This window comes from Mycobacterium adipatum, assembly GCF_001644575.1.
GTDB lineage: Bacteria > Actinomycetota > Actinomycetes > Mycobacteriales > Mycobacteriaceae > Mycobacterium > Mycobacterium adipatum.
In genome coordinates, this window is record NZ_CP015596.1 from 3,029,493 (window position 1) to 3,043,156 (window position 13,664).

At 68.1% G+C, this 13,664-nt stretch carries 13 protein-coding genes; 11 read left to right on the top strand and 2 right to left on the bottom strand.

Annotated elements, in window-relative coordinates:
• Positions 1-154 precede the first annotated feature (154 nt).
• The 4 genes from infC to A7U43_RS14385 are packed head-to-tail and all read left to right on the top strand — an operon-like array spanning position 155 to position 2,190.
• Complete coding sequence (gene infC, locus A7U43_RS14370) at positions 155-766, top strand: translation initiation factor IF-3 (RefSeq protein ID WP_197500062.1); 612 nt, start codon at positions 155-157, stop codon at positions 764-766.
• A gap of 24 nt (positions 767-790) precedes the next feature.
• Positions 791-985 carry a 50S ribosomal protein L35 gene (gene rpmI, locus A7U43_RS14375; protein WP_067996343.1) on the top strand — a complete coding sequence of 65 codons (195 nt, stop codon included), beginning with the start codon at positions 791-793 and terminating at the stop codon, positions 983-985.
• A 51-nt stretch (positions 986-1,036) separates the two neighbouring features.
• Positions 1,037-1,426, top strand: a complete 390-nt coding sequence (rplT, locus tag A7U43_RS14380; RefSeq protein ID WP_067996345.1) for a 50S ribosomal protein L20 — start codon at positions 1,037-1,039, stop codon at positions 1,424-1,426.
• Entirely contained in the window at positions 1,423-2,190 is a 768-nt protein-coding gene (locus A7U43_RS14385) for a TrmH family RNA methyltransferase (RefSeq protein WP_068002730.1), read from the top strand. The genes rplT and A7U43_RS14385 overlap by 4 nt, the downstream gene beginning before the upstream one ends.
• A gap of 100 nt (positions 2,191-2,290) precedes the next feature.
• Here A7U43_RS14385 and A7U43_RS14390 read toward each other — a convergent pair whose 3' ends face one another.
• A complete protein-coding gene (locus A7U43_RS14390) occupies positions 2,291-3,526 on the bottom strand; it encodes an acyl-CoA dehydrogenase family protein (protein ID WP_067996349.1) in 1,236 nt (411 codons plus the stop codon).
• Between the two features lie 3 nt (positions 3,527-3,529).
• Positions 3,530-4,585, bottom strand: coding sequence for an oxygenase MpaB family protein (locus A7U43_RS14395; protein WP_067996353.1), 1,056 nt, complete (start codon positions 4,583-4,585; stop codon positions 3,530-3,532).
• A gap of 223 nt (positions 4,586-4,808) precedes the next feature.
• Here A7U43_RS14395 and A7U43_RS14400 point away from each other — a divergent pair, with 223 nt between their 5' ends.
• The 7 genes from A7U43_RS14400 (at position 4,809) to A7U43_RS14430 (ending at position 13,664) form a co-directional block, all read left to right on the top strand.
• Positions 4,809-5,714, top strand: coding sequence for an adenylate/guanylate cyclase domain-containing protein (locus A7U43_RS14400; RefSeq protein WP_067996356.1), 906 nt, complete (start codon positions 4,809-4,811; stop codon positions 5,712-5,714).
• A gap of 36 nt (positions 5,715-5,750) precedes the next feature.
• Positions 5,751-6,782 carry a phenylalanine--tRNA ligase subunit alpha gene (gene pheS, locus A7U43_RS14405; RefSeq protein WP_067996359.1) on the top strand — a complete coding sequence of 344 codons (1,032 nt, stop codon included), beginning with the start codon at positions 5,751-5,753 and terminating at the stop codon, positions 6,780-6,782.
• Entirely contained in the window at positions 6,782-9,280 is a 2,499-nt protein-coding gene (gene pheT, locus A7U43_RS14410; protein ID WP_067996362.1) for a phenylalanine--tRNA ligase subunit beta, read from the top strand. The genes pheS and pheT overlap by 1 nt, the downstream gene beginning before the upstream one ends.
• A gap of 124 nt (positions 9,281-9,404) precedes the next feature.
• Positions 9,405-10,436, top strand: a complete 1,032-nt coding sequence (gene argC / locus A7U43_RS14415; protein WP_067996364.1) for an N-acetyl-gamma-glutamyl-phosphate reductase — start codon at positions 9,405-9,407, stop codon at positions 10,434-10,436.
• Positions 10,391-11,629 carry a bifunctional glutamate N-acetyltransferase/amino-acid acetyltransferase ArgJ gene (gene argJ / locus A7U43_RS14420; RefSeq protein ID WP_411289571.1) on the top strand — a complete coding sequence of 413 codons (1,239 nt, stop codon included), beginning with the start codon at positions 10,391-10,393 and terminating at the stop codon, positions 11,627-11,629. Before argC ends, argJ begins: the two co-directional genes overlap by 46 nt.
• Positions 11,626-12,498 (top strand): acetylglutamate kinase, encoded by an 873-nt coding sequence (gene argB, locus A7U43_RS14425; protein ID WP_067996370.1) that lies wholly within the window; start codon positions 11,626-11,628, stop codon positions 12,496-12,498. Before argJ ends, argB begins: the two co-directional genes overlap by 4 nt.
• The gene (locus A7U43_RS14430) at positions 12,495-13,664 is read left to right on the top strand and encodes an acetylornithine transaminase (RefSeq protein WP_067996373.1); all 1,170 of its coding nucleotides are present in this window, start codon (positions 12,495-12,497) and stop codon (positions 13,662-13,664) included. Before argB ends, A7U43_RS14430 begins: the two co-directional genes overlap by 4 nt.

Genomic DNA, 13,664 nt, shown 5'->3' on the forward strand with positions numbered 1-13,664 from the left:
GCGCAGGCGGTGAAAGCCGTGATCGGTCGGCATCGGGCCCTGCTATATGCGGGGCCGTTCTGCTCTTCGGAGCGGAATGCTGATGGTGTGGTCCCTCCCTGCTGACCCGGCGCTCCAAACGGTCGTGGCACGAGCAGACAACGTAGGAGGCCCCATCAGCACTGAGACCCGCATCAACGAGCGCATCCGCGTACCCGAGGTTCGCCTCATCGGCCCCAACGGCGAGCAGGTAGGCATTGTCCGCATCGAAGATGCTCTCCGCGTCGCCGTCGACGCCGATCTCGACCTTGTCGAAGTAGCCCCAGACGCCAAACCACCGGTGTGCAAGATCATGGACTACGGCAAGTTCAAGTACGAGACGGCACTCAAGGAGCGCGAGTCTCGCAAGAACCAGCAGCAGACCGTCGTCAAGGAGCAGAAGCTTCGGCCCAAGATCGACGATCACGACTACCAGACGAAGAAGGGCCATGTGGTCCGCTTCCTGGAGGCCGGGTCGAAGGTCAAGGTGACCATCATGTTCCGCGGTCGCGAGCAGTCCCGGCCCGAACTGGGGTACCGACTGCTGCAGCGTCTCGGCGCCGACGTCGCTGACTACGGCTTCGTCGAGACCTCCGCCAAGCAGGACGGCCGCAATATGACGATGGTGCTGGCACCGCACCGCGGCGCGAAGACCCGCGCCAAGGCGGCCCACGATGCCGACGCCCCGACACCGAGGCCCGGGGGAGAGGCGAAGCCCGCCGAGCCCACCGAGACCCCGCAGAACTAGTCACTTCACACGAACTGAGGACACATGCCCAAGGCAAAGACCCATAGCGGCGCATCCAAGCGCTTCCGCGTCACCGGAAGCGGAAAGGTCGTCCGCCAGAAGGCCGGCAAGCGCCACCTGCTCGAGCACAAGCCGAGCAAGCAGACCCGTCGCCTCGACGGCCGCACCGTGGTGGCCGCCAACGACACCAAGCGCGTCAAGAAGATGCTGAACGGCTAGTACCGCCGCTTCACCCCCGACTTTTCACCTAGCAAGAACAGGAACACTCTCATGGCACGCGTGAAGCGCGCAGTCAACGCTCAGAAGAAGCGGCGCACAGTACTCAAGGCTTCCAAGGGCTACCGCGGCCAGCGGTCGCGCCTCTACCGCAAGGCCAAGGAGCAGCAGCTCCACTCGCTCACCTACGCCTACCGCGACCGTCGCGCCCGCAAGGGTGAGTTCCGCAAGCTGTGGATCTCCCGGATCAACGCCGCGGCGCGCGCGAACGACATCACCTACAACCGTCTGATCCAGGGCCTCAAGCTCGCCGAGGTCGAGGTGGATCGCAAGGTGTTGTCCGAGATCGCCATCAGCGATCCGGCCGCGTTCACCGCGCTGGTCGAGGTTGCCAAGGCGGCCCTGCCCGAGGATGTCAACGCACCGTCGGGCGAAGCCGCCTGACACCCCTTACCGAGAAGTCCAATCGGGTAGCTGCGGCGATCAAGCTGCAGCGTCCCGCCGGACGTCGCCACGCCGCACGTTTCCTCGCCGAAGGTCCCAACCTGGTCGAGGCAGCGTTGCGGCGTGGCGTCGTTTCCGAGGTGTTCGTCACCGAGGATGCCCTCACCCGGTTCGATTCGCTGATCGCCGGCGCCCCGGTGCATGTGGTGACCGACAAAGCCGCAAAGGCGTTGTCGGACACCGTGACCCCGGTCGGGCTGATCGCGGTGTGCGATATCCCCGAGGTGGAGTTGGCCGATGTGCTGGACGGCCCGAAGCTGGTCGCCGTCGCCGTCGAGACCTCGGACCCGGGCAACGCCGGCACGCTCATTCGGCTGGCCGACGCGATGGGCGCCGACGCGCTGATCCTGGCTGGGGACAGCGTCGATCCGTACAACCCGAAATGCCTGCGCTCGTCGGCCGGCAGCATCTTCGGGACCCGGGTGCTGTCGGTGCCCGACCCCCTCGACCTCATCGGCGCATTGCGCGAGGCCGGGCTGCAGGTGCTGGCCACCACCCTGGACGGCGCGACGGCGCTGCCGTCGGTGGATCTGAGCCGGCCGACGGCATGGCTGTTCGGCTCGGAGGCGCACGGGTTGTCCCCCGAGGTCGCCGTCGCTGCGGACACGCAGGTGACCATTCCCATGCTGGGCAGCGCGGAAAGCCTCAATGTGGCCGCCGCCGCCGCGATCTGCCTGTACCAGAGCGCGCAGGCGCTGTCCTGACTACCTGATTTCAGTCTCGGGGTCCGGGTGCTCGCCATACTGCACTGGCGTACGCCAGAGCGCCGAAACGTCTACCTGGTTTCAGTCTCGGCGGGCTATTTCAGGCGAGCAATCCCCGCGCCACGTGCGTGATCTGCACCTCGTTGGACCCCGCGTAGATCATCAATGACTTCGCATCACGGGCCAGCTGCTCCACCCGGTACTCGGTCATGTACCCATTGCCGCCGAAGAGTTGGACGGCCTCCATGGCCACGTCGGTGGCCGCCTGCGAGCAGTACCACTTGATCGCCGACGCCTCGGCCAACGAGATCGGTGAACCCTGCTGTGCGGACTCGATGACGCGGAAGAGCATGTTGCGCACATTCATCCGGGCCACCTCCATATTGGCCAGCTTGAGCTGGATCAACTGGAACTGGCCGATCTCCTTGCCCCACAACACCCGGTTCTTGGCGTAGTCCACCGACAGCCGCAGGCACTCCTCGATGACTCCCATCGCCATCGCCGCCACGCCGATCCGTTCGGCCGAGAAACTGGAGCGCGCACTGTCGCGGCCATCACCGGCGGTGTTGTTCTCGGTCTCACCGAGCAGGCGGTCGCGGCCGAGGCGGACATTGTTGAAGAACAGTTCGCCGGTGCGGGAGGAGTGAATGCCCATCTTGTGGAACGGTTTCGACTGAACGAACCCCTCCATGCCCTTGTCGAGCACGAACGTCAGCACCTTACGGTCGCGCTTCTCGACACCCGGCTCATCGAGCTTGGCGTACACCACCACCACATCGGCATCGGGGCCGTTGGTGATGAAGGTCTTCTGCCCGTTGAGGATGAAGTCCTCACCGTCGCGCACGACGTAGGACTTCATGCCGCCGAACGCGTCAGAACCCGAGTCCGGCTCGGTGATGGCCCAGGCGCCGATCTTCTCGTAGGTCACCAACTCGGGCAGCCAGCGTTCCTGCTGGGCCAGGGTGCCGCGGCTCTGAATCGTCGGCACCGTCAGACCCAGGCTGACACCCATCCCGGTGACCAGGCCCATGGACACCCGGCACAGCTCGCTGATCAGGACGAAACCCATGCCGGCCTGGTCGGGTCCGCCCCCGAACATCCCGCCGGATGCCTTGGGCTCCTTGGACTGGCCGCCGTCGCGCAACCGGGACAGTCTGCGCTCCAGGGACTCCCGGGCCATGACGTCGATACCGAAGGCCGAGAACAGCTTCCGGACGATGGGGTAGGGCTCCATATCGCCGCTCTCCAACGCGTCGATATGCGGCCGGATCTCCTTGTCCACGAACTCGCGCACCGCGTCGCGGACGGCGATGTCGACGTCGGACCATTCCAGCATCGGCTACGCGACCTTTCGTTTGGTTGCCGGCCGGGACAGCCCCGCCAGCGAGAACGTGGTGTGCACCAGCGAGCCCGCCCGATCCAGGAGTGATTTCGGCCTGGACGGTGTGTGGCGCGGCTGATAGTGCATTGCCAGGCCCCTGCGGTCCGCGGGCGGGGCCATGAACCCGGGCGCCTCCACCAGCGGCGCGTCCTCGGGGATGGTGCCGGCGGCCCGGCGATAGGCCGACACCGCGCGCGGGTGCAGTCGGATCTCGTCGGGTACCACGGTGAAGGCGAGCTCCACGGCCTTCCCGAACAGTCGCAACAGAATCTCGTCGCCGGGTGTCCAGCGCATCCCGGCCTTCTCCCGTACCGGTGCGTCGAACACCCCGGCCGCGACCCAGCGCTGCGCGCCGACCATCGGCCTGAACAGCTGATCCCACACGCCCGTCGGCATCAGTACGAACCACGGCTTGGGGATCCGGATGCTGAAGATGTCGAGGGTGGCGCGGTTGATCTCCAATTCCTCGCGGCATTTGTGGTCCCAATAGACCAGGAAGTCCTCCCAGCTTTCCGGGACCGGGCGCATGCTCATGCCGTACATCCGGTACCACTGCACGTGCTCGTCGAACAACTGGTGTTTCTCGGCCTCGGTGAGACCGCCGCAGAAGTAGTCGGCGGTCTTGATGATCAGCATGAAGAAGGTGGCGTGCGCCCAGTAGAAGGTGTCGGGGTTGAGCGCGTGATAGCGCCGGCCCTGCCCGTCGACACCCTTGATGTCGTGATGGAACCCCTTGATCTGCGCGCCGGTCTCGGCGGCGCGGTCGCCGTCGTAAACCACTCCCATGATCGGGTAGACGGATCTGGCCACCCGCTGCAGCGGCTCGCGCAGCAGAATCGAGTGTTCCTCGACCCCGGCGCCGAGTTCGGGGTACATGTTCTGGATCGAGCCGATCCAGACGCCCAGCAGTCCGGTGCGCAGATCCCCGAAGTACTTCCAGGTCAGCGAATCGGGGCCGAGCGGGATCGCCGCCTGGGTGACCGGCGGTGCGGAATCGTGCGGGGCAGCAGTCATGGCGTCTCCGTTGAGCCTTGAAAACTACGGATATCTGGCCACACTATGCGTGACAACATGCGTTGTCTACACATCGCGGCGGCGCGGCGGGAGGCTGTTATTCGTCGGCGACCGACCCTCCATATGTGCGTGACCTGGGTGTTCTTTCATCGCGCGGCGGTGTGAGCAACGTCTAGGGCGAACGTCGTTGCCGCTCTCAGAGGGTCCGCATAGGGTTGCGCGTGTGGATGTCGAATCGTTCGATGAACGATCCGCACGCACCGGGGAAGTCGAGCGCTCCGAGGTGCCGTACAGGCAGCCGGGACCGCTCGGGTGGATCACCGCCACCAACCACAATGCCAGCGTGATCGCGATGCTCAGGCGCGTGCGGCGGGCCCTGCCCGGAGACCCGGAGTTCGGGGACCCGCTGTCGGCCGCCGGTGAGGGTGGCCCACGTGCCGCGGCCCGCGCCGCTGATCGGCTGCTGGAGCGCGAAGCCGTGTCCCGTGAGGTCAGTCTCGGCGCTCTGCAGGTCTGGCAGGCGCTCACCGAACGCGTCTCGGGACGGCCCGCGAACCGTGAGATGACGTTGGTGTTCACCGATCTTGTCGGTTTCTCCGCCTGGTCGCTGAGCGCCGGTGACGACGCCACCCTGCGGCTGTTGCGTCGCGTCGCGCAGGTGATGGAGCCGCCGCTGTTGGCCGAGGGCGGCCATATCGTCAAACGGATGGGTGACGGTGCCATGGCGGTGTTCGGGGATCCGGCGACCGCGGTGCGCGCGGTGCTGAGGGCCCTGGACGCCGTCGGCACCGTCGAGGTGGACGGGTACACCCCACGGATGCGGGCCGGTATTCATACCGGGCATCCCCAGCGGATCGGCTCGGACTGGCTCGGTGTCGACGTCAACATCGCCGCCCGGGTGATGGAACGCGCCACCCGGGGCGGTCTGGTCATCTCCCACCCGACGCTGGAGCGGGTCACCGAGAACGGCGCGCTCGACGAGCTCGGGGTCACGGTGAAGAAGGTGCGCAAACAGCTGTTCGCGGCCAAGCCCAGCGGGGTTCCCGAGGACCTGCACATGTACTGGGTGAAGCCGGCTCCGCAGCTCGGCGGCGCCGACAGGTTCGACGCGGACGCCGAGGGTGCGTGACGTCGCTCTCATATCGGCATCACCTATGATCGCCGGGTGGCGGAGCTCTCAGAAGAAGGCCTGATCAACGCGGTGAGCGCGGCCCGGCAGGCTTTCGAAGCGGCCGCCGACCTGGACGCGCTGGCTCGGGCCAAGACCGAACACCTCGGTGACCGATCCCCGATCGCGCTGGCGCGTCAGGCATTGGGTTCGCTGCCCAAGACCGAGCGCGCCGATGCCGGCAAACGGGTCAACGTGGCACGCACCGAGGCGCAGCAGGCCTATGACGACCGTCTGATCGCGCTGCGGGCTGAGCGTGACGCCGCGGTACTGGTGGCCGAGCGGATCGACGTCACGCTGCCGTCGACCCGCCAGCCGATCGGTGCCCGTCACCCCATCACCCTGCTCACCGAACGCATTGCCGACACCTTCGTCGCGATGGGCTGGGAGCTGGCCGAGGGGCCCGAGGTCGAGACCGAGCAGTTCAACTTCGACGCGCTGAACTTCCCGCCGGACCACCCCGCGCGCAGCGAGCAGGACACCTTCCAGATCGCCCCGGAGGGTTCGCGTCAAGTTCTGCGCACGCACACCTCACCGGTGCAGATTCGCGCGCTGCTGGACCGCGAGTTGCCGGTGTACATCATCTCGCTGGGCCGCACCTTCCGTACCGACGAGCTCGACGCGACCCACACCCCGGTCTTCCACCAGGTGGAGGGCCTCGCCGTGGACAAGGGGCTGACGATGGCCAATCTGCGCGGCACGCTGGACGCGCTGGCCCGCGCCGAATTCGGGCCGGCCGGGCGCACCCGGTTCCGTCCGCACTTCTTCCCGTTCACCGAACCGTCGGCCGAGGTCGATGTCTGGTTCGAGAACAAGAAGGGCGGACCGGGCTGGGTCGAATGGGGCGGTTGCGGCATGGTCAACCCGAATGTGCTGCGCGCCTGCGGGATCGACCCTGAGCAGTATTCCGGCTTCGCGTTCGGGATGGGTCTTGAACGAACTCTGCAGTTCCGCAACGGTATTCCCGATATGCGTGACATGGTCGAGGGCGACGTCCGGTTCTCCCTGCCGTTCGGGGTGGGTGCCTGATGCGCGTTCCCTACAGCTGGTTGCGTGACACCGTCCGGGCCGGCGCACCGGGCTGGGACATGTCGGTCTCCGAGCTCGAGCAGACACTGATTCGCATCGGCCACGAGGTCGAAGAGATCATCCCGGTCGGCCCGGTCAGCGGACCGCTGACCGTGGGCCGGGTGACCGAGATCGAGGAGCTCACCGAGTTCAAGAAGCCCATCCGAGCCTGCAAGGTCGACGTCGGCTCCCAGAACCTCGATGGGCAGCCCCGCGATATCGTCTGTGGGGCAACCAACTTCGCGGTCGGCGATCTCGTGGTGGTGGCCCTGCCGGGAACCACGTTGCCCGGTGACTTCACCATCGCCAAACGCAAGACCTATGGCCGCACCTCCGACGGAATGATCTGTTCGGCATCCGAACTCAACCTCGGCGGAGACCACTCCGGGATCATGGTGTTGCCGCCGGGCACCGCCGAGCCCGGTGCGTCGGCCATCGACGTCGTCGGCCTCGATGATGTGGTGTTCAACCTGGCCATTACCCCGGACCGGGGCTACTGCCTGTCCATCCGAGGCATGGCCCGCGATATCGCGTGTGCGCTGGACCTGGACTTCGTCGACCCTGCCGATATCGCGCCGCTGCCCGTCGAGGGTGAGGCCTGGCCGCTGACCGTGCAGCCCGGTACCGGTGTGCAGCGCTTCGGGTTGCGTCCGGTCACGGGCATCGATCCGGCCGCGGTGTCGCCGTGGTGGCTGCAGCGACGGCTGCTGCTGTCCGGCATCCGCGCCATCTCACCGGCGGTCGATGTGACCAACTACGTGATGCTCGAGCTCGGCCATCCCATGCACGCGCATGATCGGTCGCTGATCACCGGCGCGTTCACCGTGCGGTTCGCCGAGGCGGGGCAGCAGGTCACCACGCTCGACGACGTCACCCGCACGCTGAACGACGGTGACGTGCTGATCGTCGACGACGTCGCCACCGCGGCGATCGGCGGCGTGATGGGTGCGGGCACCACCGAGGTGCGCGATTCCACCACCGACGTGCTGTTGGAGGCCGCGGTGTGGGATCCGGCGGCGGTGTCACGCACCCAGCGCAGGCTGCGGTTGGCCAGCGAGGCCGGACGTCGCTACGAGCGCACGGTCGACCCGGCCATCTCGGTGGCCGCGCTGGATCGCTGCGCGACGCTGCTCGCCGAGATCGCCGGCGGCGTCGTGGAGCCCACGTTGACCGACTGGCGCGGCGACCCGCCGCGCGAGGACTGGTCGCCGGCGGCCGTGAGCATTCCGGTGGATCTGCCGGACCGTGTTGCGGGCGTGAGCTATCCGGCCGGTGTTGCGGCGCGACGGCTCACCCAGATCGGCGCCGTGGTGACCGAGGACGGCGACCGGATCACCGCTGTCCCGCCCAGCTGGCGCACCGACCTGCGTGAACCCGCGGATCTGGTCGAAGAGGTGCTGCGCCTGGAAGGCCTGGATGCGATCCCGTCGGTGCTGCCGCTCGCGCCCCCCGGGCGCGGGCTGACGCCGGTGCAGAAGCGCCGCCGTGCGCTCGGGAAATCGTTGGCGCTCAGCGGTTATGTCGAGGTGCTGCCGACCCCGTTCCTACCCGCGGGCGTGTTCGACACCTGGGGTCTTGCGGCCGACGACCCACGGCGTTCGGTCGTGACCGTGCTCAACCCGCTGGAGGCCGACCGCCCACACCTGGCCAGCACCCTGCTGCCGGGTCTGCTGGAGGCGTTGTCGCGCAATGTCTCCCGCGGTGCGGTGGACACCGCATTGTTCGCGATCTCACACGTGGCGCTCAAGACGGCGGACACCCGCGCCGTCGACCGCATCCCGACCGACCGCCGCCCGACGGCCGCGGAGATCGCCGGGCTGGACGGCTCACTGCCGCACCAGCCCGAGCATGTCGCGGTGGTGCTGACCGGCCTGCGCGAACCCGCCGGGCCGTGGGGGGCCGGCCGGCCGGTGCAGGCCGCCGACGCCTTCGAGGCCGTCCGGGTGATCGGCCGCGCGGCCGGGGTGGAGTTCACCCTGCACGCCGCCCAGGAGCTGCCGTGGCACCCGGGCCGGTGCGCCGAGGTGCGCATCGGCGACCTGACGATCGGGTACGCCGGCCAACTGCATCCCGGGGTCATCGAGCGCACGGGTCTGCCCGCCGGTACCTGCGCGGTGGAACTCGACCTCGACGCAGTGCCGATCACCGAACGCCTGCCCGCCCCCGCGGTGTCACCGTTCCCGGCGGTGTTCCAGGACATCAGCCTCATCGTGGCCGAGGATGCCGCCGCCGCCGCCGTGGTCGACGCGGTCCGCGACGGCGCCGGAGCCCTGCTTGAAGATGTGCGGTTGTTCGATGTGTACACCGGCCCGCAGATCGGGGAGGGGCGCAAGTCGCTGACCTTGGCCCTGCGGTTCCGGGCCGCCGACCGCACGCTCACCGAGGACGAGGCCAGTGCCGCGCGGGACGCCGCGGTGGCCGCCGCGGCCGAGCGGGTGGGCGCGGTTCAGCGCGCCTGATTTCTCCCCCGAGCAGACGCAAATGGCCGGGAAATCGCCGCAATTTGCGGCCATTTGCGTCTGCTCGCCGACACGTGGACTAATGAGTTTGCATCCAACTGCATAACAATGCAAGGATCGGAGCATGACCTCAGTAGCCGTCGCCGGTGCCAGTGGGTACGCGGGCGGGGAGATCCTGCGCCTGCTGCTCGGCCACCCCGCCTATGCGGACGGGCGGCTGAGCATCGGTGCGCTCACCGCCGCTGCCAGCGCGGGCAGCACGCTCGGTGAGCATCACCCGCACCTGCTGCCACTCGCCGACCGGATTCTGCAGCCCACCGACGCCGAGCTGCTGGCCGGTCACGATGTCGTGTTCCTCGGCCTGCCGCACGGGCATTCCGCCGAACTCGCCGCCCAACTCGGCGATACCGTCATCATCGACTGCGGTGCGGATTTCCGCCTCACCGATGCCGCGGACTGGGAGAAGTTCTACGGCGGCACGCACGCGGGCACCTGGCCCTATGGCCTGCCCGAACTGCCCGGCGGCCGGGAAGCCCTCGTCGGTGCGACCCGCATCGCGGTACCCGGCTGTTACCCGACGTCGGCCCTGTTGGCCCTGCTGCCGGCCATCGAGGCGGGCCTCGCCGAGCCGGCCGTCACCGTCGTCGCGGTCAGCGGCACCTCCGGCGCCGGCAAGTCGGCCAAGGTCGATCTGCTGGGTTCCGAGGTCATCGGATCGGCGCGGGCGTACAACATCGCGGGCAAGCATCGGCACACTCCCGAGATCGCCCAGGGCCTGCGCAGGGTCACCGACAAGGACGTGACGGTGTCCTTCACGCCGGTGCTCATCCCCACCTCGCGCGGAATCCTGGCCACCTGCACCGCGCCGACTTCGGCCACCGACGCCGAGGTGCGGTCCGCCTACGAGAAGGCCTACGGTGGCGAACCTTTCATTCATCTGCTGCCGGAGGGTCAGCTCCCCAAGACCGGCTCGGTCATCGGCAGCAATGCCGCTCAGCTGGCGGTGGCCGTCGACGAGGACGCCGGCGTGCTGGTCGCGATCTGTGCCATCGACAATCTCACCAAGGGCACCGGTGGTGCCGCCGTGCAATCGATGAACCTGGCCCTGGGCTGGCCCGAAACCGAAGGACTGTCGACCGTGGGAGTGGCGCCGTGACCGTCAAGCTCGTCAGGACCCAAGGCGTGACCGCGCCGGCGGGTTTCCGCGCGACCGGTATCCCGGCCGGTATCAAGGCATCCGGAAAGCTGGACCTCGCGTTGGTGTTCAACGAGGGCCCTGACCACCATGCCGCCGGCGTGTTCACCCGCAATCAGATCAAGGCGGCACCGGTCCAGTGGTCCCAGCAGGTCCTCACCACCGGACGGTTGCGCGCGGTCATCCTGAACTCCGGTGGCGCCAACGCCTGCACCGGCCCGCTGGGCTTCCAGGACACCCATGCCACCGCCGAGGCCGTGGCCGCGGCGCTGAGCGACTGGGGCACCGAGACCGGTGCCATCGAGGTCGCCGTCTGCTCGACCGGGCTGATCGGCGACCGGCTCCCGATGGACAAGGTGCTGGCCGGTGTCACCGAGATCGTGCACGAGATGGCCGGCGGGCTGACCGGCGGAGAGGAAGCCGCCCGGGCCATCATGACCACCGACACCGTGCCGAAACAGGTTGCGCTGCATGCAGACAGCTGGACGGTGGGCGGAATGGCGAAAGGGGCCGGGATGCTCGCGCCCTCGCTGGCCACCATGCTGGTGGTCATCACCACCGACGCGGTGGCCGGTCCGGAGATGCTGCGCGCCGCTCTGAACAAGGCCACCGGGCGCACCTTCGACCGCCTCGACATCGACGGCAGCTGCTCGACCAACGACACCGTGCTGCTGCTGGCCTCCGGCGCCAGCGAGGTCACCCCCAGCCAGGAGGATCTCGACGCCGCGGTGCTGGCGGTGTGCGATGACCTGTGCGCCCAGCTGCAGGCCGACGCCGAGGGCGTCACCAAGCGGGTCGCCATCACCGTGGCCGGTGCGGCGAACGAGGAAGAAGCCCTCGTCGCGGCCCGCGCGGTCGCCCGCGACAGCCTGGTCAAGACCGCGCTGTTCGGCTCCGACCCCAACTGGGGCCGGGTGCTGGCCGCGGTCGGTATCGCCCCGGTCGCCCTGGACCCACAGCGAATCAGCGTGTCGTTCAACGGTTCACCGGTCTGCGTCGACGGGGCCGGCGCCCCAGGTGCTCGGGAGGTCGATCTGTCCGGTGAGGACATCGACGTGCTGATCGAGCTGTTCGCCGGTGACGCGAGCGCGACCATCAGAACCACCGATCTGTCGCACGCCTACGTCGAAGAGAACTCGGCATACAGCTCATGACCGAAACCACGACCAAGGCATCCGTTCTCGCCGGGGCGCTGCCCTGGCTCAAGCAGCTGCACGGCAAGATCGTCGTGGTCAAATACGGTGGCAACGCCATGACCGACGACACCCTCAAGGCGGCCTTCGCCGCCGACATGGTGTTCCTGCGCAACTGCGGTATCCGGCCGGTCGTCGTGCACGGCGGCGGCCCGCAGATCAGCGCCATGCTCAAGAAGCTGGGCATCGCGGGCGACTTCAAGGGCGGCTTCCGGGTCACCACACCCGAGGTGCTCGATGTCGCGCGGATGGTGTTGTTCGGTCAGGTCGGCCGCGAACTCGTCGGCCTCATCAATGCACACGGGCCGTACGCCGTCGGCGTCACCGGTGAGGACGCCCAGCTGTTCACCGCGGTGCGGCGCAGCGTCACCGTCGACGGGGTCGCCACCGATATCGGACTGGTCGGCGACGTCGAGCACGTCAACGCGGAGTCGCTGCTGGATCTCATTGCCGCGGGCCGTATCCCGGTGGTGTCCACCATTGCCCCCGATATGGACGGGGTGGTGCACAACATCAATGCCGATACCGCCGCCGCGGCCCTGGCCGAGGCGCTCGGCGCCGAGAAGCTGTTGATGCTCACCGATGTCGAGGGCCTCTACACCGACTGGCCGGACCGCAATTCACTGGTCAGCGAGATCGACGGTGCCGCTCTCACCCAGCTGCTGCCGAAGCTGGAATCCGGCATGGTGCCCAAGATCGAGGCCTGCCTGCGGGCCGTCAACGGCGGGGTGCCGAGCGCGCACGTCATCGACGGTCGCGTCGAACACTGCGTCCTCGTCGAGCTCTTCACCGATGAAGGAACCGGAACGAAAGTGGTGCCCGCCTCATGAGTCTGCAGACGCGGTGGGAAGCCGTGATGATGAACAACTACGGCACCCCGCCGCTGGCGCTGGCCGCCGGCGACGGTGCGGTGGTCACCGATACCGACGGCAAGAGCTACCTGGATCTGCTCGGCGGCATTGCGGTCAATCTGCTGGGCCACCGCCACCCTGCCGTCATCGAGGCTGTCACCACGCAGCTCAACACCCTGGGGCACACCTCCAATCTGTATGCCACCGAACCGGGTATCGCGCTGGCCGAAAAGCTTGTCGATCACCTCGGCGCACCGGCGCGGGCGTTCTTCTGCAACTCCGGCACCGAGGCCAACGAGGTGGCCTTCAAGATCACCCGGCTGACCGGACGCACCAAGGTGGTGGCCGCGGAGGGCGGTTTCCACGGCCGGACGATGGGATCGCTGGCCCTGACCGGCCAGCCCGCCAAACGGGCGCCCTTCGAGCCGCTGCCCGGTGAGGTCACCTTCGTGCCCTACGGCGACGCCGCCGCGTTGGCGGACGCCGTCACCGAGGACACCGCCGCGGTGTTCCTGGAGCCGATCATGGGGGAGGGCGGCGTCGTCGTCCCCCCGCCGGGCTACCTGGCCGCGGCGCGCGAGATCACCGCGGCCCGCGGCGCACTCCTGGTCCTCGATGAGGTGCAGACCGGGATCGGTCGCACCGGGATGTTCTATGCCCACCAACACGACGGCATCACCCCCGATATCGTCACGCTGGCCAAAGGCCTGGGGGGTGGGCTGCCCATCGGCGCCTGCCTGGCCATCGGCGACACCGCCGACCTGCTCACACCCGGCCTGCACGGCAGCACTTTCGGGGGCAACCCGGTGTGCACCGCGGCCGCACTTGCGGTGCTGCAGACGCTGGCCGCCGAGGACCTCGTCGCACAGGCCGGCGTGCTCGGCAAGGCCATCAGCCACGGTGTCGAGGAATTGCAGCACCCGCTCGTCAGCCATGTCCGCGGCAAGGGTCTGCTGCTCGGCATCGTGCTGACCGCCGAGAAGGCCAAGGCGGTCGAGGCCGCCGCACGCGAGGCCGGCTTCCTGGTGAACGCGGCCGCGGCCGATGTGATCCGGTTGGCCCCGCCGCTGATCATCACCGACACCCAGATCGACGAATTCCTCACCGCACTGCCTGCGGTGCTCGACAAGGGAGCCAAGGGGTAA

What these genes read in the sequence shown, in the direction of transcription:
- rpmI (WP_067996343.1), top strand. Translation starts at nt 791, where the DNA reads ATGCCCAAGGCAAAGACCCATAGCGGCGCATCCAAGCGCTTCCGCGTC.
- pheT (WP_067996362.1), top strand. Translation starts at nt 6,782, where the DNA reads ATGCGCGTTCCCTACAGCTGGTTGCGTGACACCGTCCGGGCCGGCGCA.
- rplT (WP_067996345.1), top strand. Translation starts at nt 1,037, where the DNA reads ATGGCACGCGTGAAGCGCGCAGTCAACGCTCAGAAGAAGCGGCGCACA.
- A7U43_RS14395 (WP_067996353.1), bottom strand. Translation starts at nt 4,585, where the DNA reads ATGACTGCTGCCCCGCACGATTCCGCACCGCCGGTCACCCAGGCGGCG.
- argB (WP_067996370.1), top strand. Translation starts at nt 11,626, where the DNA reads ATGACCGAAACCACGACCAAGGCATCCGTTCTCGCCGGGGCGCTGCCC.
- argC (WP_067996364.1), top strand. Translation starts at nt 9,405, where the DNA reads ATGACCTCAGTAGCCGTCGCCGGTGCCAGTGGGTACGCGGGCGGGGAG.
- A7U43_RS14390 (WP_067996349.1), bottom strand. Translation starts at nt 3,526, where the DNA reads ATGCTGGAATGGTCCGACGTCGACATCGCCGTCCGCGACGCGGTGCGC.
- A7U43_RS14430 (WP_067996373.1), top strand. Translation starts at nt 12,495, where the DNA reads ATGAGTCTGCAGACGCGGTGGGAAGCCGTGATGATGAACAACTACGGC.